21 protein-coding genes are annotated in these 22,327 nt (G+C 66.9%); 9 read left to right on the top strand and 12 right to left on the bottom strand.

The genetic code is table 11. The features are described from left to right. Nucleotides 1-254: 254 nt before the first annotated feature. Both OK17_RS12080 and OK17_RS12075 read right to left on the bottom strand, forming a co-directional pair. Nucleotides 255-671: a hypothetical protein gene (locus OK17_RS12080; RefSeq protein ID WP_232716777.1), complete on the bottom strand. Its 417-nt coding sequence runs from the start codon at nt 669-671 to the stop codon at nt 255-257. After that, the gene (locus OK17_RS12075; protein ID WP_006868507.1) at nt 668-1,000 is read right to left on the bottom strand and encodes a TfoX/Sxy family protein; all 333 of its coding nucleotides are present in this window, start codon (nt 998-1,000) and stop codon (nt 668-670) included. The genes OK17_RS12080 and OK17_RS12075 overlap by 4 nt, the downstream gene beginning before the upstream one ends. 72 nt (nt 1,001-1,072) lie before the next feature. Here OK17_RS12075 and OK17_RS12070 point away from each other — a divergent pair, with 72 nt between their 5' ends. Then, a complete protein-coding gene (locus OK17_RS12070; protein WP_461417583.1) occupies nt 1,073-2,263 on the top strand; it encodes an acyl-CoA dehydrogenase family protein in 1,191 nt (396 codons plus the stop codon). 6 nt (nt 2,264-2,269) lie between these two features. On the opposite strand, the gene OK17_RS12065 is transcribed toward OK17_RS12070, so the two are convergent. Both OK17_RS12065 and OK17_RS12060 read right to left on the bottom strand, forming a co-directional pair. Further along, complete coding sequence (locus OK17_RS12065; RefSeq protein WP_461417582.1) at nt 2,270-3,166, bottom strand: lipase family protein; 897 nt, start codon at nt 3,164-3,166, stop codon at nt 2,270-2,272. A 120-nt stretch (nt 3,167-3,286) separates the two neighbouring features. Next, nucleotides 3,287-4,138, bottom strand: a complete 852-nt coding sequence (locus OK17_RS12060; RefSeq protein ID WP_461417588.1) for an RDD family protein — start codon at nt 4,136-4,138, stop codon at nt 3,287-3,289. Between the two features lie 144 nt (nt 4,139-4,282). Between OK17_RS12060 and OK17_RS12055 the strand changes: the two genes are divergently transcribed. Then, the gene (locus OK17_RS12055) at nt 4,283-5,275 is read left to right on the top strand and encodes a stage II sporulation protein M (RefSeq protein ID WP_461417581.1); all 993 of its coding nucleotides are present in this window, start codon (nt 4,283-4,285) and stop codon (nt 5,273-5,275) included. Between the two features lie 136 nt (nt 5,276-5,411). Continuing rightward, nucleotides 5,412-5,687, top strand: coding sequence for a hypothetical protein (locus OK17_RS12050; protein ID WP_461417580.1), 276 nt, complete (start codon nt 5,412-5,414; stop codon nt 5,685-5,687). Nucleotides 5,688-5,709: 22 nt separating this feature from the next. On the opposite strand, the gene OK17_RS12045 is transcribed toward OK17_RS12050, so the two are convergent. Genes OK17_RS12045 through OK17_RS12030 form a run of 4 tightly spaced genes read right to left on the bottom strand, consistent with a single transcriptional unit; the run spans nt 5,710 to nt 8,644 of the window. Continuing rightward, nucleotides 5,710-6,960 carry an alpha/beta hydrolase gene (locus tag OK17_RS12045; protein WP_461417579.1) on the bottom strand — a complete coding sequence of 417 codons (1,251 nt, stop codon included), beginning with the start codon at nt 6,958-6,960 and terminating at the stop codon, nt 5,710-5,712. Next, nucleotides 6,957-7,202, bottom strand: a complete 246-nt coding sequence (locus OK17_RS12040; RefSeq protein ID WP_461417578.1) for a hypothetical protein — start codon at nt 7,200-7,202, stop codon at nt 6,957-6,959. Before OK17_RS12040 ends, OK17_RS12045 begins: the two co-directional genes overlap by 4 nt. Continuing rightward, nucleotides 7,199-7,861: a VOC family protein gene (locus OK17_RS12035; protein WP_461417577.1), complete on the bottom strand. Its 663-nt coding sequence runs from the start codon at nt 7,859-7,861 to the stop codon at nt 7,199-7,201. The genes OK17_RS12040 and OK17_RS12035 overlap by 4 nt, the downstream gene beginning before the upstream one ends. A gap of 27 nt (nt 7,862-7,888) precedes the next feature. Further along, nucleotides 7,889-8,644 carry a maleate cis-trans isomerase family protein gene (locus tag OK17_RS12030; RefSeq protein ID WP_461417576.1) on the bottom strand — a complete coding sequence of 252 codons (756 nt, stop codon included), beginning with the start codon at nt 8,642-8,644 and terminating at the stop codon, nt 7,889-7,891. Nucleotides 8,645-8,907: 263 nt separating this feature from the next. Here OK17_RS12030 and OK17_RS12025 point away from each other — a divergent pair, with 263 nt between their 5' ends. Genes OK17_RS12025 through OK17_RS12005 form a run of 5 tightly spaced genes read left to right on the top strand, consistent with a single transcriptional unit; the run spans nt 8,908 to nt 17,478 of the window. Then, nucleotides 8,908-11,022 carry a hydantoinase/oxoprolinase family protein gene (locus OK17_RS12025; RefSeq protein ID WP_461417575.1) on the top strand — a complete coding sequence of 705 codons (2,115 nt, stop codon included), beginning with the start codon at nt 8,908-8,910 and terminating at the stop codon, nt 11,020-11,022. A 52-nt stretch (nt 11,023-11,074) separates the two neighbouring features. Beyond that, nucleotides 11,075-13,396, top strand: a complete 2,322-nt coding sequence (locus tag OK17_RS12020; protein WP_461417574.1) for a hydantoinase B/oxoprolinase family protein — start codon at nt 11,075-11,077, stop codon at nt 13,394-13,396. 26 nt (nt 13,397-13,422) lie between these two features. Continuing rightward, nucleotides 13,423-15,138, top strand: coding sequence for an AMP-binding protein (locus OK17_RS12015; RefSeq protein WP_461417587.1), 1,716 nt, complete (start codon nt 13,423-13,425; stop codon nt 15,136-15,138). 10 nt (nt 15,139-15,148) lie between these two features. Beyond that, entirely contained in the window at nt 15,149-16,729 is a 1,581-nt protein-coding gene (locus tag OK17_RS12010; RefSeq protein WP_461417586.1) for an FAD-dependent monooxygenase, read from the top strand. Between the two features lie 17 nt (nt 16,730-16,746). After that, a complete protein-coding gene (locus OK17_RS12005; RefSeq protein ID WP_461417573.1) occupies nt 16,747-17,478 on the top strand; it encodes a TetR/AcrR family transcriptional regulator in 732 nt (243 codons plus the stop codon). A 9-nt stretch (nt 17,479-17,487) separates the two neighbouring features. On the opposite strand, the gene OK17_RS12000 is transcribed toward OK17_RS12005, so the two are convergent. The 4 genes from OK17_RS12000 to OK17_RS11985 all read right to left on the bottom strand — a co-directional run bounded on the left by OK17_RS12000 (nt 17,488) and on the right by OK17_RS11985 (nt 21,756). After that, nucleotides 17,488-18,780 carry a DUF58 domain-containing protein gene (locus OK17_RS12000; protein WP_232716782.1) on the bottom strand — a complete coding sequence of 431 codons (1,293 nt, stop codon included), beginning with the start codon at nt 18,778-18,780 and terminating at the stop codon, nt 17,488-17,490. Continuing rightward, a complete protein-coding gene (locus tag OK17_RS11995) occupies nt 18,780-19,817 on the bottom strand; it encodes an AAA family ATPase (RefSeq protein ID WP_461417572.1) in 1,038 nt (345 codons plus the stop codon). Before OK17_RS11995 ends, OK17_RS12000 begins: the two co-directional genes overlap by 1 nt. Continuing rightward, a complete protein-coding gene (locus OK17_RS11990; protein WP_232717092.1) occupies nt 19,814-21,010 on the bottom strand; it encodes a DUF4350 domain-containing protein in 1,197 nt (398 codons plus the stop codon). The genes OK17_RS11995 and OK17_RS11990 overlap by 4 nt, the downstream gene beginning before the upstream one ends. Nucleotides 21,011-21,078: 68 nt before the next feature. Next, entirely contained in the window at nt 21,079-21,756 is a 678-nt protein-coding gene (locus OK17_RS11985; protein WP_461417571.1) for a DUF4129 domain-containing protein, read from the bottom strand. Nucleotides 21,757-21,933: 177 nt separating this feature from the next. Between OK17_RS11985 and OK17_RS11980 the strand changes: the two genes are divergently transcribed. Then, nucleotides 21,934-22,323, top strand: a complete 390-nt coding sequence (locus tag OK17_RS11980) for a nuclear transport factor 2 family protein (RefSeq protein ID WP_232716785.1) — start codon at nt 21,934-21,936, stop codon at nt 22,321-22,323. Nucleotides 22,324-22,327 lie beyond the last annotated feature (4 nt).

The raw sequence follows: 22,327 nt of genomic DNA, 5'->3' as shown, positions 1-22,327 counted from the left end.
TTGCGGCAGTTTGATCCGCTCTCCGGATCAAACTGCCGCAACTCCTTTGGTCGCTCGACGGCATGCTCCCTGTGGTGTGTGGAGTGTTCGGCGGCTTCCCCCGCTCCCTGAGGTTCGAGGAGCGTTCCCCGCTCCCTGAGGTGCGAGGAGCGTTCGGCGGCCTTTCTTGCTCCCTGAGGTGCGAGGAGCGTTAGCGACGAGCCTCGCTCGAAGGGCCGGCGACCGAACTCGATTGGCGCCGATCGCTACCCGACTCACGCTCGCCGTCGCAGCCACCATCTCTTGATGTAAATGCTCCCGAACCCGACGCCGGTGGCGATCAACCCGAGAACGACGATGACCCGGTTGTTCTGTGCATCCCGGGCTCGTTGTTCGTCGCGGGACCGACCGGCCCACTCGGGTAGCGACGCGATGTCGGCGTACATCTCGGTGAACTGCGGGGACAGCTCGACACCCCTGGGTGCTGTCGGTAGAGCCGCCAGCTGCTCGGGCGTCAGAAGTGATTCCCCATCGTCGTCGGCGTGCTGGACACACCGGTCGTCCGCGGACATCGGCTCGTCGCCGCAGGTGACGTCCGAGCTGAGCAGCCCGTACAGACCGAAGAGGATGAAGAACACGCCGAACGGGACCAGGATGACCGTCCGCGGCCACTCGTCGAGCTTCCGTCTCACTTCGGCGGGAGCCTCCGGGCGTAGTCGGCGCCGATGGTGACCCAGCGGGTCAGCTGCCGGTCGGACGCGATCCCCTCTTCGAAGACGCGCAGCCAGCCGAGCGTCTCGCGCGCCGACATGTGCATCGGGGCGGTGTGCGGGTACTCGAGGAGGGTGCTGGTCTCCTCGGGCGGCACTCGCACCATGATCCCGCCCTTGCCGCTCACGGTCACGGCCATGTTGCCGTTGATCAGGAAGGCCAGGCCGCCGAACATGGGGACCTCGTCCACGCCGACCTCCGCCGCGAGCAGCGCGCGGATGCGGAAGGCGAGTTCCTCGTCGTAAGCCACGTCTCCAGGCTATTCGGCGGGTGTGACGGGGAAAGACTTGGCAACGAACTTACCGAGCAGTAAGGTCATGCCATGGCGATCAACCTGGAGCTCCCGAAGAAGTTCGATTCGACGGTCGAGCGCACCCACCTGGCTGCCGAGCACATCTTCCGGCCGATCTCGCGCAAGTACGACAAGGCCGAGCACGAGTACCCGACGGAACTCGACGACCTGGCCAAGCTCGCGAAGCAGGGACGCGGGTCGGAGAAGGCGGCGGACTCGTCGAGCAGCGACGACGGGCCGTCGGTCAACGGCGCCAACATGCGCGGCCTGATCTCGGCCCTGGAGATGAGCTGGGGCGATGTGGGTCTGCTGCTCTCCATCCCCGGCCAGGGACTCGGCAATGCCGCCATCGCGGCCGTCGCCAACCCCGAACAGCTCGAGAAGTTCTCCGAGGTGTGGGCGGCGATGGCCATCACCGAACCCAGCTTCGGCTCGGACTCCGCGGCGGTGTCGACGACGGCAACCCGCGACGGCGACGACTACCTCATCAACGGCGAGAAGATCTTCGTGACCGCCGGTTCGCGTGCTGATCACGTCGTCGTGTGGGCGACCATCGACAAGAGTGTGGGCCGCGCGGCCATCAAGAGTTTCGTCGTCCCGATGACCACCGAGGGCGTGACGGTCGCCCGCCTCGAGCACAAGCTCGGCATCAAGGCCTCCGACACGGCCGTGATCCGTTTCGAGAACGCCCGCGTCCCCGCCGAGAATCTGCTCGGTTCGCCGGAGATCGACACCAAGAAGGCCTTCGGCGGGGTCATGCAGACCTTCGACAACACTCGCCCGGTCGTCGCGGCCATGGCGATCGGCCTGGGCCGCGCCGCCCTCGAGGAGCTCCGCCGGATGCTCGACGAGGCCGGCCACGAGATCGACTACGACCGGCCGGCAGCCGCCCAGCATGCGACCGTCGCCGAATTCATCCGCCTCGAATCGGAGTGGGAGGCCTCGTGGCTGCACACGCTGCGGGCCGCCTGGATGGCCGACAACGCCCAGCCGAACTCCACCGAGGCCTCGATGTCGAAGGCCAAGGCGGGGCGCACGGTCACCGAGATCACCAACAAGGCCGTGGAAATCGGTGCGACAGCAGGCTTCTCGGAGACCTCCCTCCTCGAGAAGTGGGCACGTGACTCGAAGATCCTCGACATCTTCGAGGGCACTCAGCAGATCCAGCAGCTGATCATCGCCCGCCGCGTTCTGGGAAAGTCCAGCACCGACCTGAGGTGATGGCGGTCAGGCCTGCCCGATCAGCCACCGCGCAACCTCTTTCGCGCCGCCCGGTTCGGCGGCGACACCGGCGTGCCCGATGACGCGTTCGTTGTAGGTCACCTGCACTCCGGCGCGTCGATAGCTCCGCACCAGGTCGGAGACGAAGGGTTGCGGCGAGACCGTGTCCACCGCCCCCGCCTCGATCCGCACCGGCAACCCTGGTGAGAATCGCAGGTGCGCAACGTCGTTGCGGTCGAGGATCGTCAACAGGCCGGCCTTCAGCCGCGCACCCTGGGGACCGAGGAGCTGGGCCGGCGCGAGGCCGCCGTACGAATCGAACTGCGTGAGTCCCACATAGCACCGCTGCTCGACGTGCGGTACGAGGCGGCGTGCCGCCGGGCTGAGACCGCCGCCGTGCAGCATGAGTTGCTCGAACCCGGGATCCGCAGCGGCAGCACCGTACCCGAGCAACGCGGCCAGCCCCATGAGCTCGTTGATGGCCGGGCCGGCCACCGGCACGCCCGACGCGGCGTCGAGCATCCGGGCCACCTGGGTGGGCGGTGCCAGTGCGGCGACGGCGCGCACCCGCAGCCCATGCCATTCGGTGTCCGGTCGAGACGCGGCGAACAGCGCGGCCACGGCACCTTCGGAGTGCCCGGCCACCACCACGTCCCGGCCGATCCGTGCGTCGACGCGCGACGCGGCGACGGCCAGGTCGATCGCCGATCGTGCCAGGGAACCTCCGATCAGGTACGGGTGTGGTCCCGGACCACTGATCCCTTCGAAATCCGGTCGTACGACCGCGAACCCGGCGTCGAGCAGGTGTCCGACGATGAGGTCACCGGACGTCATCCGCGGACGCTCGGGATGATTCGCATGACCGGCGGACGGTGCGCAGGCGTCCGCCGCGCCGACGGTCATGTGGTTCCACACCGCCAGCGGCCATCCGCCGCGGGGAGGCGCCGACCTAGGTACCGCCGATCGCCATCAGCACCCCGGTGGCGAGAGCGCAGACCATCCTGACGTGACCTACCGACGTTCTCATCGCAGCAACCTCTCCCGCAGGCGCGCTTCACGTTCGAGTCGTTCAGAGTCACGGCGTCGGCGTTCCGCCATGACGGCCGACAGCACGTCTTCGAACGACGCACCCGGTGGCGGTGCGGGTGCCACGAACGGCGCCGCGGCGAAGACGAGCCGGTGTGCGGCGGCAGCTCGCGGTTCGGGCTTCATCGCGTGCCGTCCGTTGAGGAATTGGCGGATGGCCACGGCGAGGCCGTCGGGCAGGGCGGCAATGTCGGCCGAGACCGCCCACGACGCGAGCCCCACGGGCATCTCGACGGGATGCTGCTCCTCGATGCGATGTCGGTCGCGGATCACGTAGGTCCCGGCGAGGAGATCTCCGAGACGCTTGTTCTTCCGTGAGATGGCCGCGCTGATGAGCGCCGGCAGACCCAGGCAGGCGTACATCTCGATGAATCCGACGAGCGCACGGGTCAGCGACTGCCGAAAACCGGTGGGCCCCGCGTCGTCTCGCACGGTGCGCAGTCCGACGACCAGATGGCCGACGGTCTTTCCGCCGGTGAGCGTCTCCGCGACCGTCGGTAGGGCGATGACGCTGAGGATGGGCAGCAACGTGTTGACTGTGCCGCGCCACGCGTCGTTCAGGTCCCCGGTCACCTTGTACGACAGCCACCAGAGGAACAACCACAGAGCGATCCCCAGCGCGACGTCGAGCATCCCCGAGAGAATTCGGTAGCCGAGACCCCCCGGCGGCAGCGCGAGCGCGACCGCCTCACCGGAGACGAGGTCGTTGCGGCCGACGCCGACGGTGGCCGACACACCGCCACCCCAGACGGTCGGCGGCGGCCCGACCGGGACCGGCGCACCCGCCATCACCGGAGGTCGTGGTGGCAACGATCCGGGCGGCACCGCCTCACCATACGACGCCTACTGCGGTCCGCGCGGTGTGAGCACACGCCACGACGCCCGTCGAATGACACGCTCTGCACCGGGTCGGATGCCGGTTACGCTGGCGGAGTGGATCTCGACGCCTATGTGTCCGCGCATCGCGCGACGTGGGAACGACTCGACACGCTGTCGCGCCGACGTCGGCTGACCGGAGCCGAGGCCGACGAGATCATCGACACCTATCAGCGCGTGGCCACCCACCTTTCGGTGATCCGCTCCTCGGCCCCCGACGCCTCGCTCGTCGCGTATCTGTCGGCATTGCTGGCGCGCGCCCGTGGTCGGGCGTCGGGAACCCGGGTGAGTACGTGGTCGACGTTCATCGACTTCTTCGCCGTCACCTTCCCCGCCGCGCTGTACCGGATGCGGTGGTGGTGGCTGACCGTCATGGGTGTGTGCGTGCTCGCGGCCGCCGTGATGACCTGGTGGGTTCTGGAGCATCCCCGCATCGAGAGCTCTTTCGCCTCGCCGCAGGAGATCGAGCGGCTCGTCACCAACGACTTCGAGAACTACTACAGCGAATACGAAGCGACCTCGTTCGCGGCGCGGGTGTGGACCAACAACTTCTGGCTCGCCGCGATGTGCATCGCCGTCGGCATCTTCGGCCTGCCGGTGATCTGGATGCTCTACAGCAACATCCTGAACCTCGTGGTGATCGCCTCGATCATGATCCGGCACGGCCGCGGCGATCTCTTCTTCGGCCTGCTACTCCCGCACGGCATGCTCGAACTCACCTGCCTGTTCGTCGCCGCGGGGGTCGGCCTGCGGATCTTCTGGTCCTGGGTGTCACCCGGAAATCGAACGCGCGCAGCCGCTCTCGGTGAGGAGGGACGAGCCGCGATCGGTGTGGCGCTCGGACTCGTCGTCGTGTTGCTGATCTGCGGCGTGATCGAGGCCTTCGTGACCCCCTCTCCCCTGCCCACCTGGGCGCGCATCGGAATCGGGGTGACTGCCTGGCTGCTGTTCATGGCCTACGTCTTCGTCGCGGGACGCCGCGCGCACGAGACGGGCGAGACCGGCGACCTCGCCGAACTCGATCGAGGACTGACCGCACCCACCGTGTAGGAATGGTTTGTGACCTCGATACGGTCCTCGGCTTGCGCCTCGGACCAACTCGGCCAGCAGAGGTCTGCTGGTTGAGTAGGTGAGGAGCTTGCGACGAGCCGTATCGAAACCAGCCCCACCCGAGAGGAACACCCGAATGGCCAAGAACGACAAGTCCCTGGACGCGGTCTCGCTGATCGGCGGAGGTCTCGCCGCGGTCGGTCTGACGCACTTCGTCAAGCCGGAGCTGTTCACCCCCATCACCGCACCGGTGTTCCCCGAGGACACCACCACCTGGACCTACCGGAACGGCGCCTGCGAGACCGCGATCGGCGTCGCGCTGGTGTCCCCTCGCACCCGACGCCTCGGCCTCGTCGGCCTGGCCGGTTATCTGGGCTTCCTCGGTTACCGCGGGGTGCAGGCCAAGAAGTGACGTGCCATGCGGCCACGGGTGCTCACGTCCGTGGCGGGAAGCGTTCTTCCAACCAGCCGCCGATCTCCGCCGCAGCCAGGCTCGCGCCCGTCGGCGCCCCGGGGCGAATCGCACCACCGAAATGGGTTCCCTCGACACGGACGTGGGTGACATCGTCCGCGCCGAGGGCGTTCACCATCGCCACCGCATCCTCGGGAAAGCACGCCTGATCGCCCGTCAGTTCGACGAACAGGGTCGGTACGCGAACACCCGGTGCGCAGCGCAGGAATCCGGCGTTGGTCGACACTCCTGACCAGGTCGACAACCATGCGTCAGGTGTCGCCAGCCGACCGAACCCCACCAGTCCGTAATCGGTGAGGTCGGGTCGCCGGCCGAAGAGAGAGCCGTATGGCCGGTCGTTGGGGCTCAGTGATCGATCGACGAAACGCAGATCGGCATCGGTGCGGTAGACGGTCATCACGCGGGGAGCGAGCGCGGCGCGACGATCGGTCGGGTCGCCGCTCTCTGCGAATCGTGCCCGGGCGGCGGCGCTCTCGGCCACGTGGGCCCGCGCAGTCGCGTCGAGTCGTTCGACTCGAGCTCGCTGCGCGGCACGGTACCGTTTGACGAAATCAGCTGTGTACGAAGATGAGTCGGGCGGTTCGGCGAAACCGTTCGCCGGATCGAACGGATTCAGCGACGGGTCGACGCTGAGTGGGTCGTTCTCATCGGTCACCGATGCGTCGATGAGGCGTAGCAACAGCTCGCCTTGGCCGGGGTGAGGGGCCAGGAAGATCGCCGCGTCGGGCACCGGCATGTCGGCCCCGGCCAGGTCGACGGGTCGGCCCGCGGGTGTTCTCGACAGCCGGTCGGACGGCGCCAGACCTGCTTGTTCGTGATAGAACGCGAACAGGGCGCCACCGCCAGAGTGCCCGAGAGTGAGAACCGCGGCGAAGCCGTTGTTGCGCAGGAACACCTGGCCGGCCGCGACATCGAGTATGGCCTGCTCGTGCACCAGGTTGAGGTCGTTGTTGACCGACCGTGTGCCCTGCGTCCACACGGAGACCCCCCGGGCGAGCAGCTCGGGCACCAGGACGTGGTGCGTGAGGTCCTGACGGGGGTGCATGAGTGCGACCACCGTGGTGGCCCCGGGGGTGGTACGCAGAACGCCGGTGACCTTGGCGCCGTCGGCGGTCGACAGTTCGTGGACCGACGTTGTGGTCTCGGCAGGCTGCTCGGCCGCTTCGACGTAGCGTCCTGCGCCCAATCTTCCGGCGGAGGATGTGTTGATCATCGGGTCTCGATCTTCAACGCGTCCTTGTCCCACTGCGTGATCCGGGAATCGACGAGACCGGAGACGCTGCTGTACCAGACCGCATGGCGGCATCCTGTGGCACGCCGGTCGATGACGATGGTGGCGTCGGAGGTGATCCGGAAGTAGGGGCCGAGGTGGTCGACAGAGACGTTGGGATCCTCACCCGCGACCGCGGCGACGGGCTTGTTCTCGGGGACGTCGAGGATGAACAGGGTGGTCATCGGACCGTGACCCCCTCGGTCGAGCAGGACTCGTGGGCGTCGTGTTCCGCCTGCCACTGCGCAGCACGTTCGACGATCCGCTCGGCTTTGCGGGTCAAAAGGGCGTCCATGCTCGGATTCGGTTGGGACACCACGTCGATCAACGCCTCGATGGTGAGGTTCGCGTCTAGATCCTCCTGCGGGGTGACCGGCCGCATGGCCCGGGTGATCTCGATCATGTAGCCGTTCGGGTCATGGGTGTAGATCGACTCGATCGTCTCGTGTTGGATCTGCATCTCGACGGGCCACGCGCTGGCATCGAGTCGTCGGCGATACTCCAGCAGATCGGCCTCGTCGTCGACGTGGATGGCCAGATGGCGGGATCTGATGAACCAGATCGGCACGTCCTCGGCAAACCGCGAGTACGAATCACCTTGCGGCCCGCCGTCGAGAGGTTCCAAACCGAAGTAGTAGAAGAACGCCAACCGGTCGTCGTTGCCGATGTCGAAGAAGAAGTGGATGAAGTCGGGGTGTTTGTCAGGGCCCCATCCGGCGGCGCAGATCGAGTGCACCACAGGGAATCCGAGAACGTCGCGGTAGAAGGTGACTGTGCCGGCCGGATCGAAGGTGGGGTAGGCGACGTGGTCGACGCCACGGACCTTGTGGGGGAGATTGTGCATGGTCGGACTCCAGGGTGAAAGGGTGTATCAAGCGGGAACGGAGGCGATGTCGGCGCGTAGGAGACTGCCGGCTCCCTCGATGGCGGCGGGGAGGCCTAGCCCGCGCAGGATGCTGTACGCGCCGGCGGTCGCCGCGGATAGGACGGGAAGCTCGAATTCACGCTCGGCGTCTTCGATCAGTCCCAGCGAAGGCATCTGGACGCAGCAGGATATTACGAGCGCGTCGACCCCGGTGAGGTCGAGTGAACGAGCGGCCGCCATGACGCGGTCGCCGGGAATGCTCCCGACCTCGGCATTGTCGGCGACCTCGAGCGCCCGCCAATCCATGATCTCGAATCCCTCGGCGTCGAGATACTCCACCACCTTCTCGGCGAGCGGCCGTATGTACGGCGTGATGAGGGCAATCCGTTTGGCGTCGAGCGCCCGAAGTCCTTCGGCGAGCGCGCCGGCACTCGAGCGGACGATGGCCTCGGATCCCCCGGTTGCCAGTTGTTCGGCGACGGCGCCCTCGATGCGTTGATGCTCACCCGGCCCGCCGACCATCAGCGCGACTAGACACGCGTAGAGGATGGCGTCGGGGGATGCATCCGCAATCTCCAGAACACAGCGCTCTCGCTGGGCGTTCATCGCCGCAAGCTGCTCCGGTGACACCGTGTGCATCCTCATCCGGGTCGAGTGGAAGGAGAACTCCGAGACCGGGTGACGGTTCAGCAGGGCCGGCATCTCGGTCTCGACCGTGATGTTCGAACTCGGCACCACGAGTCCGATGCGGTGGACACCCATGTTGTGTGGTCCTTTCGATTTCGGCCGAACGGACCGGCCGAGACGCGCCACGTTGACGCTGACGCCGATTATTCGACGCAAATGACGATTCGTCAAGAGTTCGCTCGTACGGTCGCTGAGCTGCGCAGATGCGAGGCCGGGTGCCACAATCGGGTGATCGGCGCCACATCTACCGCTTGACACGTAGGCGGTCACGTCGAATACTCAACGCCAGCGTAAAACACGCGGGCTTCGCGGCCCGGATACCGAAGGAGTGCGTGGCCATGGCATACGTGATCGGTGTGGACGTCGGCGGGACGTTCACCGATGCCGTCCTGGACGACGGCAAGGGGTTGGTTGTCGCGGGCAAAGCGCCCTCTACGCCGCCTGACTACTCAGAAGGCGTGATGGACGTCTTGGGCGTGCTCGCCGAGCAACTCGGGCGGACGCTCGAGGACATGCTCGCCGACACCCACCACATCGCCCACGGCACCACGTCGTCGTTGAACGCGCTGGTGATGGGCCGCGTCCCGGATGTCGGCTTTATCACGACCAAGGGCCACCGCGACTCGATTTTCATCATGAACGTCGAGGGTCGGTACCTCGGCCGCTCGCCCGAGCAACTGCAGAATGTGATGGCGCAGAGCAAATCTCACGGACTTGTCCACAAGCGTCATGCACTCGAGGTCACCGAGCGCGTGGACCGTGACGGCCGCGTGGTGGTCCAGCTCGACGAGGACGAGGACGAGGTCCGGTCGGCGGTCAGGACGCTTCTCGACGAAGGCATCTCGGCGATCGCGGTGTCCCTGTTGTGGTCCTTCCGCAACCCCGATCACGAGCAGCGCATTCGACAGATCGTGCACGAGATTGACCCGAACGTCTTCGTCTCGCTGTCCAGCGAGGTCAGTCCACGTATCCGAGAGTTCGCCCGGAACGCCACGACGATCATGAGCACTCAGATCGGTCCCGGCCTCCGTGACTACCTCGGAGAACTCGAAGACCGGCTGCGCGGCCACAACCTCTCCGGTCCGCTGTTGGTGATGCAGAGCAACGGTGGAGCGGTAGCCGCCGCCGAGGCACCGGGCAACGCGATCTCGACGGTCGGGTCGGTGCTCACCGGTGGCGTCGTCGGGTCCGTCTCCCTCGGCCGCCAGCTCGGCCATGACAACATCATCGCCACCGATGCGGGCGGAACCACCTTCCTCGTGGGCCTGATCGTCGACGGCGAGCCGGTCCGCTCGTCGACCACGATCATCAACCACCATCCGATCAACGTCCCGAGCCTCGAGGTCCACGCGATCGGCGCCGGGGGCGGCGCGATCGCCTGGTTGGACGCCGGCGGGAACTTACAGATAGGTCCGCACAGCGCACAGGCCGTGCCGGGCCCGGCGTGTTACGGACAGGGCGGCACGGAGCCGACGAACACCGACGCGAATCTGGTCCTCGGCATTCTCCCTGAACGCGGATTGCTCGGCGGCCGTAAGGCACTGGACCTTCATCTGGCACGTGAGGCCATCCGCATCCGGATCGCCGAGCCGCTGGGATTGTCCGTCGAGGACGCGGCGGCCGCCATCTTCGCCGTGCAGAACGCCCAGACCGGGGACCTGCTGCGTAAGACCGTCGTCGAGGCCGGGCACGATCCCCGCAACTTCATCGTCTACGCCTTCGGCGGTTCGGGACCTGCGCACTGCGGGCTCTACGCGCAAGAGATCGGCGTGTCACGGGTCGTCGTGCCGCTGGGCCAGGTCGCCTCGGCCTTCTCCGCCTACGGGTTGGCGTCGTCGAACATCGTCCTTGCGAAGGAGCTCTCCGATCCGGCGGCCATGCCGCTCGATCCAGCCCGGGTGGAAGAGAACTTCAAGCTCCCCGAGGAGCAGGTGCGCGGCCAGCTCGATCGCCAGGGGTTGCAGTTCGCGGCCGTGGAGATCGAGCGTGAGATTGACATGCGGTACACGATGCAGTTGGCCGAGGTCGCGACACCGTTGCCGGAAGGCTCTCTGACCTCCACCGAGATCCTCTATGCTGCAAACGCTTTCGAAGCACGTTATGCCGATCTCTACGGTAAGGACAGCGGCTTTCGCGAGGCAGGCATCCAGGCGATCACCTACCGTGTCCGCGGTACCGGCGTGCTGCCGTTCTCCCCGGAACTTCCCGAGCTGGCGACCGCCGAGTCCACGGATCCCGGTTCCGCGCACGTCGGTGTGCGCAAAGTCTGTCTCGATGGGCAACGCGGGTTCGTCGACACCGACATCTACAACTACGCGGGACTCCGCGCGGGCCACGTCCTCCGTGGACCGGCCGTCATCGAGGTTCCGACGACCACGGTCGTCATCCCGCACGAGACCACCGGCGAGATCGACCGTCTCGGCAACCTCACCATCACGGTCGACCCTGCATGAGGGGCCGATCCCGCACGTTCGACCACTAGCAAGAGCCACAGGAGCTGCACTCATGACCGCACCCATCCCCGGCTCGGAGGTCTTCTCCAGCCGCCCGACGGACCTCGACGCCCTCGCCCGGTCGTTGCCGCCGTCGCTACCCGTCCACACCGTTTCGCAGGAGCAGATCGACGCCCTCGACCCGCTGACGTATGAGGTAATCCGCCACCGTCTCTGGTCAGTCACAGACGAGATGGGCGAAGCGCTAAAGCGCATGTCCGGATCCCCGATCGTCACCGACGCCAACGACTTCGACTTCGCCATTAGCGACGAGATCGGCCAGGAGGTTCAGGTCGGTCTGTACAACACGATGCTCGTGGGTGCGGTCGACCTCGCCATCTACTGGACATTGCAGAACCGGTCACTGAATCCGGGCATCACCGAGGGTGACATGTTCCTGTGCAACGACCCGTGGGTGGGCGGCGGCCTACACCAAAGTGACGTGATCGTCTACCAACCGGTCTTCCACGATGGCGAGCTGTTCGCCTGGACCAGCGCCATCTGCCACGAACCCGACCTGGGTGGCTCGGGGCTGGGGTCGTTCGACCCGGCCGCGAAAGATGTGTTCTCCGAGTCTCTTCCGACACCGCCGATCAAGGTGGTCCGCGACTTCGAACTCCAGCGCGACGTCGCCGACGTCTGGGTACGGCGCAGTCGGGTGCCGATGCTGGTCGGGCTCGACCTGCGCGCCAAGATCGGCGCCAACAGCGTCGGCCGGGACCGTCTGCTCGCCGTCATCGAGCAGTACGGCGCCGACACGGTCAAGGCCGTGATGAAACGAATGATGGCCGACGCGGAGGGCCGCTTGCGCGCCAAACTCGCGGACCTGCCGGACGGTACTTGGCACGCGACCGGCTACCAGGACCAGGCGCAGACCGGCGACCGTGAGGTTCACAAGATCACGGTCGCGATGACCAAGAAAGCCGATCACCTCGAGTTCGACTTCACCGGCACCGACGCACAGACCGGCGTCATCAACTGCACATATGCGGGCATGCGCGGCGGCGTGATGCTTGCGCTGTTGCCCATTCTCGCCGGCGACATCCCGTGGTCCGCTGGTGGACTGATGCGCTGCTTCGACCTGGTCGCCGAAGAGGGGACGATCAACAACGCCACATTCCCGGCAGCGGTGAGTCGCGGGCCGATCGGACCAGCGTGGCTGACCGGCAACCTGATCGCCGAGTGTCTGGCGCAGATGCTCGACCGACATCTCGAGTTCGGCAAGAACGTCGCGGCGTCGTGCTGTGGCACCTGGGACACCGCCGTGGTCGCCGGCCTCGACGAGCGAGGCGAACAAGCGGTGCCGTTCCTCAACATCATGATGGAGCCGATGGCCGGTGGGTACGGAGCACGTCCCGTCGCCGACGGTATGGACACCGGCGGACTGTTCTGCATCCCGATGGGACGCATTCCCGACACCGAGATGACCGAGTTCCTCTATCCGCTGCTCACTCTCTGGCGTCGGGAGGAACCTGACTCCGGTGGTCCGGGCCGACACCGCGGCGGTGTCTCGGCGTCGCTGGCGGTCACGCCCTATGGCACAAGCCTTCCGATGGGTCTCGTGTTCGCGTCGGCGGGCAAGGCCGTCGCCCAGAACTCGGGGCTTGCAGGCGGATTGCCCGGGAACACGGGGCTGGAGGTCCTCGCCCGCGACTCCGATGTAGAGAATCTGTTGGCGCAAGGGAAGATCCCCGGCACTCTCGACGAACTAGCGGGCTCGAAGGAGATCGGCGCCTGCTACGCGGAGAGCTACCTGGCGCCGGGTGAGGTCTTGTACATGCACTGGCAGGGAGGCGGTGGTTACGGCGACCCGCTTCGCCGGGAACCAGAAGCCGTCGCGGCCGACGTGCGTAACGGCAAGGTGACCCCGACCGGCGCCATCGAGGGGTACGGCGTCGTGCTCACCCACGGGGAGGTGGATGTGGCCCTCACCGAACAGAAGCGTACGGAATTGCGCGATCTGCGACGGAGCCGTTCAGAGATCCCGGCCGGCCAGGAGGCGACGCTCGACCTCGCGCGCGCACGTCGTCTCGACGACAACCTCGTCGAGGTCACCATCGGCGATTCGCGTGTCGTCGGGTGTGCGCACTGTGGCCGGCTTCTGGGCGACAGCAAATCCGGCCGGCTCGACCTGGCCCGCTTCGATGGTCCGTCGAGTGACGCCGGTGTCCAGGTCACGTCAGATCCACGCGAGTATGTCGACACAGAGGTCGTGTTTCGGCAACAGTGCTGTCCCGGATGCTTCACCGCCGTCTACTCGGGCATCGTGCCCGTCGACCATCCTGATCGCGTTGCCGAACTCGCACAGCTTCTCCCGGCGGTGGCAGGTCGATGACGGCGACGGCCCTCTCGGGTAAGGCGATGTCGGGAACGCGACCGACCGGGCGATCACATTGGGGCGAACGGTTGGTCGGCCATCGGGCGGATCGGGCGGAGTTGTACCGGCAGTTGAACGAGTGGACGGACAGGCCGCTTGCGACCCGATTCCAGGACACCGTTGAGCGCTATACCGATCGCCTCTCCGTCGTCACCGACGTGGCATCGATGACGTATGGCGAGTTGGGAATGCGGACCGACCAGCTGGCTGCCGGCCTTCTCGACCTGGGGCTGGTGCCAGGTGATCCGGTGCTGTTCCAGACGACCAACCGGATGGAGACGATCCTGGTCTGGTACGGGTGTCTGAAAGCGGGTCTGGTGCCGGTGGCGACCCTCGCTGCCCACCGAGGCCACGAAATCGGACACATTTCCCGGGCTGTCGGAGCCGTCGCGCATGTCGTGGAGGCCGGCCTTCCGTTCGACCTCGTCGACTTCGCGCGACAACAAGCAGACGGGCATCCGACGCTGCGCACGATCCTCACGATCGGGGCGCGGGGGCTGTACGGGAACGAGACTGACACCGAGGTGTCTGCGGTGGAGACTTTGGGCGACGGCGTCGCACCGGAGGTCGCGCGGAAGCGAGTCGCGAAGATCCAAGAGGGAATAGACCCGATGGACGTGTGCGTCTTCCAACTCTCCGGCGGGACAACCGGTGTGCCCAAGGTGATTCCGCGGCTACACGTTGAGTACTGGGACAACGCGCTGATGTATGCGCGGAGGCTCGGTTGGACCCGGGACACCCGGGTCGCGCACCTGATTCCAATCGTCCACAACGCGGGCATCAGCTGTGGGCTCCATGCTGCGCACTCGGTGGGTGCATGTCTGGTACTGGCCACGGCCGATGTCTCGACTGCGTTCCCGTTGATGGCACGTGAGCGAGCGACCGACGTCCTCATCGGACACGGCCACTATCAGGCCGTGGCCGGCCCGGCGTTCGACGAGGTGCGACCGTATCTGCGCAACGTGATCCTCTCGGGCGCCAAGGTCGGCCGCGAGCTGTTCCACCGTGCCGACGACGGTGACAACCGTTGGGCCGGTCAACTGTTCGGGATGTCGGAAGGTTTGTTCACCGTCTCGCCGCATGACTCACCGGAGTACGCGCGGTTGACCACTGTCGGCACTCCGATTGCCGCCGGAGACGAGATCCGCATCCTCGAACCCGGGACAGAGGTTGCGGTCGGAGACGGCGAGATCGGCGAACTGTGTTGCCGTGGCCCGTACACCATTCCCGGATACTTCGACGCTGCCGAACACAACCGGGCCGCGTTCACCTCCGACGGCTTCTATCGGACGGGCGACCTGGCGGCGATGGTGAGCATCGAGGGCGAGATGTACTTGTCCATCGAGGGTCGGATAAAGGATCTCATCAACCGCGGCGGAGAGAAGATCAACGCCGAGGAGGTCGAGCAACTGCTGGTGGCGCATCCGTCGGTCCTCAACGCGGCAGTCGTCGCGATGCCCGATCAGCGGCTCGGCGAACGGACGTGCGCCTACCTCGTGACCGCCGATGGTGAACCGTTGTCGATGAATGCAATCCAGGCGCATCTCGACGCGCTCGGTGTGGCCAAGTTCAAGTGGCCCGAACGGTTGGAGTATGTGCTCGAACTCCCCAGGACGAACGTCGGCAAGATCGACAAGAAGCGATTGCGCGCGGATGTCGTGGCCAAGCTGGGCATCGCCCCGCCGAACATCCATCAGTGAGGAAGAAATGATGAATCTCAGTCGAATCGCCGTGCTCGGTGGCGGTCCCGGCGGGTTATACGCGGCACGTCTCCTCAAACGAAGCAATCCCGACGCGGACGTCACCGTATACGAACAGGGTTCCCCGGATACTACTTTCGGGTTCGGCGTCGGTCTGGCTTCCCGCACCCAGCGCAACCTTCGAGAAGCCGACCCGGACTCCCTCGACGCCATTGTCCGCGTGTCCCATCCGCACGAGATGTCCATGAAGGTGCGCGATGCCGTCGCGCGGCTCTCACAAGGGGAGTTGCTGGCCATTGCGCGCACAAGCCTGCTCGAAGTCTTACAGCAGCACGCCCGAGCGGCCGGGGTGACCCTGGAATTCGGCAGCAGACGTTCGGTGACCGACCTCGATGCCGATCTGATCGTCGCCGCCGACGGCGTGAACAGCTCCACGCGCGCTGGGTTGGCTCACGCTCTCGAACCGACGATCACCACCGGTGAGGGCCTGTACCTCTGGTGCGGAACGGATTTCGCACTACCGAGTGCGATCTTCACGCCGGTGACGACCGAGCACGGGACGTTCGTCGCGCATGCCTATCCCTACGCCCCCGATCGCAGTACCTTCCTGATCGAGACGGACCAGAAGACTTGGCGTGCAGCGGGATTCGACCTGTCGACGGAACGCACCGGACCAGCGAACAGCGACGACACGGCATTGACGTATCTCCAAGAGGCCTTCGCGGACACGCTCGAAGGTCACCGGCTGATCGGTAATCGCACGCGCTGGCTCCGGTTCCGGACGGTGACGTGCAAGCGATGGCACGTGGGCAATGTCGTGTTGCTCGGGGACGCCGCTCACACCGCTCATTATTCGATCGGGTCGGGCACTAAGCTGGCCATGGAAGACGCGATCGCACTGGATCGCGCGGTGGCCGACTCATCATCCCTGGCCGAGGCCCTCTCGACCTATGAGTCGGTGCGCCGGCCCGGGGTGGAGTACCTGCAGTCGATTGCTGCGCGGAGCGAACAATGGTGGGAATCGTTCCCCTACCGGAGCGACATACCCGTCGACCAGCTGATGATCGCCTACATGACGCGCGCGGGAAAGGTGGGCCTGGACCGGTTCGCGTCGTCGGCGCCCGAAGTGGCCAAACAGGGGCTCGCGGACTACGCCGGGGTGTCCCCCGCCGATGTCCCTGCGAGTGGGGTCGAAAGCTGGGCTCTGGGTCGCCCGCTATCCCGGAACGGGCGGTCGTTCGGAAGTCGTCAGGCACCCGAGGCCCTACGCCTGGATTCGGGAACGGTGATCGTCGACGTGGACCTACCCTCTGCGTGGGGGCTGTCGGCTGACCGACTAATCGAGCGGGGTGTGGACGCATCCGTGCTTTGGCTCACCGGCGCCGCCGATCGTGCCGCGGTCCTGACTCGCCTGGATATCGGCGAGCGGATGCGTCGGGAAACCGGCGCCATCGTCGTCGTCGAAGCACCGAGCGCAGTCCGTGGTGACCTGGTCGCAGGCCTGGTGTGTCACCGTACCGACCTCGTGTGCTTCACAGACGGCGCGGTGCGTCCCGAGGTGGCCGAGGTTGTCCGTTCCACTGCGGTGTGACCCACTATCCTTCGCCTATGACCAGCTCGACGTCGGAAGAGCCGCCGACCACAGGCATCAAGAGCGGACGCAGCAACTCCCGGCGTGAGCTGGTCGAGCGGGAGATCATGGAGCAGGCGACGCGACTGTTCGCCGAGCGCGGTCTGGCCGGCACCACTCTGCAGGACATCGCCGACGCCACCGGCCTCACCCGCCCGGCGCTGTACCACTATGTGGCCAACAAGGACGAGCTGTTCGCACGCCTCGTAAGCGAGATCGCCGAGGAACCTGCCGTGCTGCTGCACGAGATCAACCAGCGAACCGATCTCGACCCGGTGGGGAAGATCCACGAGATGGCCATGTCGATCGCTCTTCACCAGACGCAGACGCTGGATCGCTTCCGCCTCCTGATTCGTTCCGAAGCCGAGCTCCCGGCGGTTCTCGCCGAGACATACCGGCAGAGTCGCCGACGGGTGCTCAAGGAGTTCGTAGGGGTGGTGGAGGAGGGGATGGCTCAAGGTCGCTTCCGCGCCGCCGATCCGCGGGTCTCGGCACTCGGGATCATCGGGATGCTCAATTGGCTCGCATGGTGGCATCACCCCGGTGACGCGGAGACCGACCGGCGAGTCGCACGTCAGCTCGCCGACATGGCGGTGAATGCGATTGTCGACCCGGAGGCCGACGATCCAGTATCCGGCCCCGACCGCGTCATTGCTCAGATGCGGCAGGGACTGGACTTCCTCGAACGCTCTCTTCGAGACGACCCGTAGCTTCCGCGGCTACAGCAACCCGCGCGACTTGAGCAGCAGATAGTGATCGGCGAGCCGCGCGGGGAGCTTGTCCGGCGGGGCGTCCACGACGTCGACGCCGAGCCGGCTGACGGCAGTGGCCGTTCGGTTTCGCAGGGTGACGGTCCGGGCCGCGGCCGCCGCGTCGTAGACGGCCTCCGGATTCTCCCGGGCCGCGATCATCTCCTCCAGCGCCGGATCGGCGACGGATCCGATGACGACCTTGTAGTGCTGCGCCAGGACCGACAGCGGTGGCAGCAATGACTCTTCGACGGCTGCCGGTTCCAGTGGGGTCAGCAGCACCAACAGGGCCCGCTGTCGGCTGATCTTCGCGACCTCTGCCCCGAGCATCGGCCAATCTGCCTCCAGTAGCGCCGGTTCGAGGTTCGCCATGGCGGTGACCAGGCTGTTGAGCAGTGTCGTGCGGCCCACCCCGACCACTCGTCGGTGGACGCGTCGGTCGCCGGCGATGAGGTCGACGCGGTCGCCCGCATGCGACGCCAGGGCGGCGAGCAGCAGAGCGGCGTCCATCGCGGCGTCGAGGCGTGGGACGTCGCCGACACGACCGGCCGAGGTACGCGACGTGTCGAGCACGATGACGATGTGACGGTCCTTCTCGGGCTGCCAGGTGCGCACGACGGTCGAGCGGCGTCGTGCTGTCGCCCGCCAGTCGATGCTGCGGACGTCGTCCCCTTCGACGTAGTCCCGCAGGGAGTCGAATTCGGTTCCCTGCCCGCGTATTCGGACCGCCGACCGGCCGTCGAGCTGGCGCAGATGGGCGAGCCGTGAGGGCAGCAGGCGTCGTGAACCGAACGGCGGGAGCGCGCGGATCCGGCCCGGTAGCGGCATGCTGCGTTGCCGACCGGCGAGTCCGAGGGGGCCGAGGCGACGAACGGTCGCCCGCACCGCGAGCCGGTCGCCACGGCGCGTCGGGGTGAGCGTGGTGGTGACCGAGCGGGTTTCACCCTGGGGCACGGTGAGTCGATGGACCGTGTCGGTGGCACCGGCCGACGGTTGCCAGCTGTCGCGCAGGACGCCGCGGAAGGTGCCGGTTCCGGTGTTGCTGACGGTGATCGAACATGAGGTGGTCTCACCGAGCCGGACCGGTCCGGGTACCGACCGTGCCAGGGCGACGGTCTTTGTCGACCCGGCGAGGACGAGGTCCAAGCACATCAGCAGTACGCAGAACAGCACCCACAGCACCGGGACGGCATAGTTCGGCCACACCAGGATCGGCACTGCGCCGAGCAGCAGCAGGATCAGGAATCGGCCGGTGAGGAACATCAGCGTGGGACGGGAACCGAGTTCACGGCGGCGTCGAGGACCGAACCCACCGACACCCCTTCGAGTTCGGCCTCGGGACGCAGCGACAGCCGGTGCGCGAGCGTCGACTGTGCCAGCGCCTGAACGTCATCGGGGGTCACGAAGTCGCGACCGTTCAGCCAAGCCCAGGCACGGCTGGTCGCGAGCAATGCGGTCGCGCCTCGCGGACTGACGCCGAGCGCGAGGGACGGGGAGAACCGTGTCGCACGGGCGATGTCGACGATGTAGGCGGCCACCTGAGGTGCGACGCTGACACGCCGGACCTGTTCGATCCCGGCCTCGACGTCGGCGGCGGAGGCGACCGGCCGCAGTCCGGCCGCGGCGAGATCACGCGGATCGAATCCGGCCGCATGCCGGGTGAGGACCGTGATCTCGTCGTCACGGGGCGGCAGGGGCAGTGTCACCTTGAGGAGGAAGCGGTCGAGCTGGGCCTCCGGCAGCGGGTACGTGCCCTCGTATTCGACGGGGTTCTGCGTGGCGGCGACGAGGAAGGGGCTGGGCAGGGGGCGACCCACGCCGTCGACGGTCACCTGCCGTTCTTCCATCGCCTCCAGCAGCGACGCCTGCGTCTTCGGCGGGGTGCGGTTGATCTCGTCGGCCAGCAGCAGGTTGGTGAACACCGGGCCCTCACGGAACGTGAACTCCGAACTGGCGGCGTCGAACACGAGCGACCCCGTCACATCGCCGGGCATGAGGTCCGGGGTGAACTGCACGCGTTTGGTGTCGACGTCGAGCGCGGCCGCGACCGATCTGACGAGGAGCGTCTTTGCGACACCGGGTACGCCCTCGAGCAGGATGTGTCCGCGGCAGAGCAGTGCGATGAGGAATCCGGCGACCGCCGGGTCCTGTCCGACAACCGCTTTGGCGACCTCGGCACGTACCGCACCGAGCGCGGCGCGCGCGGTGTTCGACGACGGGGCGGGTCCGCTGTGCGGACTCTGCGGCGGCGCCTTCTCGAATGGACCGGGGCCGAAGGCGCGGGATGGATCGACGGTCATGGTGTGTGTCGGACTTCCTTCTCGAGGGCGGTCAGTTCGGCGACGAAGAGGACGAGGCCGGTGTCGGTGGTGGGGAGCGGTCCGGCGAGCAGGGCGCGCACCCGGACGAGGTCGCGGCCGGTGACGGACACGACGGCGGTGATGATCGCGTGTACCGCGGGATCGGCCGTCTCCCCCTGGGCCACAGTCGTTTCCCATCCGGGTGCGGCCAGTTCGTCGGTGGCCCTCCCGGCGTCGTAGGGCAGGCCGAGGTACGAGGCGAGCGAGGTCAGCGTGTGGATCCGCAGGGCGGCGGCGGACCGTGCGTCGGCGCGGGCCTTCTGGTACATCCGACCCCGCGCCTGGGTGGTCTCGATCGCCTTGACGACCGCGGGCAGCGGCTCGGTGACCAGCGCGCCGAACCGGCGACCCCGCCAGAGCATGAGGGCCAGGACCGCGAACGCGGCGAGCACGATCAGCGGCCCGATCGCCGCCGGGATGTCGGAGTCCTCGTCCTCGGTCGGCACCTCGTCGGTGAAGAACGGGACGTACCAGAGGATGTCGTCGGCATCGGCGAAGAGCCGGGTGGTCACGCCGGCGTTGTCCCGGAGCGCGAGATTGTCGTTGATCAGCATGTCGCCGCTGACGACCAGGATCTCAGGACGGCCGGAGCCGGCCGGCAGGTACAGCACATTCGATGCGGTGCCGGTGGTGAAGCAGGACGTCGCACCCGGTGCGGAGGTGCTGTAGCCGAGGGCGCCGCCGGTGATGATGTCGTCGGCGCCGATCTCGGCGGTGGTGCACCGGGCGGGCACGCCGGTCGGGGCACCGCCGAACTCCAACCGGATGGGAAGTTCGAGGAGCGACAGGGCGCTGTCCTGCGGCGCGATCAGAATCACCCGGTGTGCCTCGGCCACCCGATCGAGGAACTGTTGCGCGGTACCGGGATTCAGCGCACCCACTGATGACACGACGACAGTCGTGGTGCCTCCGGGGCGTGGTGCGTCGCTGAACTCGTCCAGTCCGCGTGCCTGACGTAGGTCGCCGCCGTGCTCGTCGATGATCCGGGCCAGCGCCCGGGCGCCCTGGGGCCTCGGGTTGTCGGGGTCGTAACTCACCCCGGGCCCGGGTTCCGTCCCGAACACGGTCAGGGCGGACACTCCGAGCAGACCGATCGCGCCGATCACGACGACGACCAGAACCACCACGAGCACCCAGATCCATCGCGGCGTACCGCGCTTCGGCGGGGCGGGCGCGATCGACGGAGCACGGGTAGTCGTGGTCATCGGGGCACCGCCAGACGATGCGGATCCGAGGTGGCCACCGCGGCCGGCTGGGTGGACGACACCGCACGTTCCAGCTCGAGCACCGCCCGCGCCGGTCCGGCGGCCGCGTGGCGGTCGCCGTATGCGATCGCGTCGAACAGGTCAGCGGCACTGCGTAGTTCGACGCCGTGGTCGGGGAACCGGGACGCCAGTTCGGTGGCCACCTCGTGTGCGGTGAGAGACGGCTCATCGGCGAGCAGGCCTCGTTCGATGGCGCGCCGGGCGAGCGCACGAACGGCGTAGATCACGCTGCCGTCGTGGTCGCCTGCGGCGAAGCGGTCCTCGGCCTCGGCGCGGAGTTCCTTCGCTGCTCGCGTACCGGACAGCACCACCTTGGCGTCGGTGGTGTCGGCGGTCTTCGGGAGTCGGGGGATGCGACGAACCCGACGGATCACGAGCACGGCGAGGCCCGCGAACAAGAGGATCGCGACGACGATGACGACTGCCCGGATCGTGTCCGAGCCACCGAACAGGTCCAGGATGTTGTCGGCGATCCACTCCCACACGCGGTCGCTGAACTCGTCCCACCACGACGGTTCCGGCGGGTGGTAGACGTCCTTCGACAGCTCGTCCTCGGCCCAGCGTCGGGCCTGCTCGTTGCCGGGGTCCAGCGGAGCAGCCAGGAGCGGGGTCACGGATACCGGCCTTTCCGCGCTGCTGCGACCTCGTCGTTTTCCCGGACTCGAGGCCCGAAGGGACTCTTGCGGCGAACGTATCAAAGAACCCTGTGCAAGCACCGGAAACATCCACCGGTCGACGGACCCGCGTGCTACGGTGCCGAATTAGAACACGTTCTAATTCCTGGAGGATTCATGACCGTAGAGCAAGCCGACCTCGCCGAAAAGATCGACGCGGCGGTCGACGCCTACGTCGAGCTGCTGAACAACGGCACCGCAGAACAGATCGCCGACCTCTACGCGCCCGACGCGACGGTCGAGGACCCGATCGGCGCCGACATCCGCAACACCCGCGAGCAGCTCGTCGAGTTCTACTCGGTGATCACCGGCATGGACGAGCGCACCGCGACCCTCAAGTGGAAGAAGGTCGCCGGCGACACCGCGGTCTTCGAGTTCACCCTCGTCACCAAGACCTCCGGTCTCGCCTTCGAGATCACTCCGGTCGACATCATGGTCTTCAACGCCGACGGCAAGGTGTCGTCGATGCGCGCCGTCTGGCGTCCGGAAGACCTGACCCAGCTCTGACCTT

This window comes from Gordonia sp. GN26 (assembly GCF_054823965.1).
This window is presented reverse-complemented; position numbering and strand designations above follow the sequence as displayed.

Coding starts and splice junctions, on each gene's coding strand:
- OK17_RS12070 (WP_461417583.1), top strand. CDS start 1,073: ATGGCGATCAACCTGGAGCTCCCGAAGAAGTTCGATTCGACGGTCGAG.
- OK17_RS12065 (WP_461417582.1), bottom strand. CDS start 3,166: ATGACCGTCGGCGCGGCGGACGCCTGCGCACCGTCCGCCGGTCATGCG.
- OK17_RS12060 (WP_461417588.1), bottom strand. CDS start 4,138: ATGGCGGGTGCGCCGGTCCCGGTCGGGCCGCCGCCGACCGTCTGGGGT.
- OK17_RS12050 (WP_461417580.1), top strand. CDS start 5,412: ATGGCCAAGAACGACAAGTCCCTGGACGCGGTCTCGCTGATCGGCGGA.
- OK17_RS12045 (WP_461417579.1), bottom strand. CDS start 6,960: ATGATCAACACATCCTCCGCCGGAAGATTGGGCGCAGGACGCTACGTC.
- OK17_RS12040 (WP_461417578.1), bottom strand. CDS start 7,202: ATGACCACCCTGTTCATCCTCGACGTCCCCGAGAACAAGCCCGTCGCC.
- OK17_RS12035 (WP_461417577.1), bottom strand. CDS start 7,861: ATGCACAATCTCCCCCACAAGGTCCGTGGCGTCGACCACGTCGCCTAC.
- OK17_RS12030 (WP_461417576.1), bottom strand. CDS start 8,644: ATGGGTGTCCACCGCATCGGACTCGTGGTGCCGAGTTCGAACATCACG.
- OK17_RS12025 (WP_461417575.1), top strand. CDS start 8,908: ATGGCATACGTGATCGGTGTGGACGTCGGCGGGACGTTCACCGATGCC.
- OK17_RS12020 (WP_461417574.1), top strand. CDS start 11,075: ATGACCGCACCCATCCCCGGCTCGGAGGTCTTCTCCAGCCGCCCGACG.
- OK17_RS12015 (WP_461417587.1), top strand. CDS start 13,423: ATGTCGGGAACGCGACCGACCGGGCGATCACATTGGGGCGAACGGTTG.
- OK17_RS12010 (WP_461417586.1), top strand. CDS start 15,149: ATGAATCTCAGTCGAATCGCCGTGCTCGGTGGCGGTCCCGGCGGGTTA.
- OK17_RS12005 (WP_461417573.1), top strand. CDS start 16,747: ATGACCAGCTCGACGTCGGAAGAGCCGCCGACCACAGGCATCAAGAGC.
- OK17_RS12000 (WP_232716782.1), bottom strand. CDS start 18,780: ATGTTCCTCACCGGCCGATTCCTGATCCTGCTGCTGCTCGGCGCAGTG.
- OK17_RS11995 (WP_461417572.1), bottom strand. CDS start 19,817: ATGACCGTCGATCCATCCCGCGCCTTCGGCCCCGGTCCATTCGAGAAG.
- OK17_RS11980 (WP_232716785.1), top strand. CDS start 21,934: ATGACCGTAGAGCAAGCCGACCTCGCCGAAAAGATCGACGCGGCGGTC.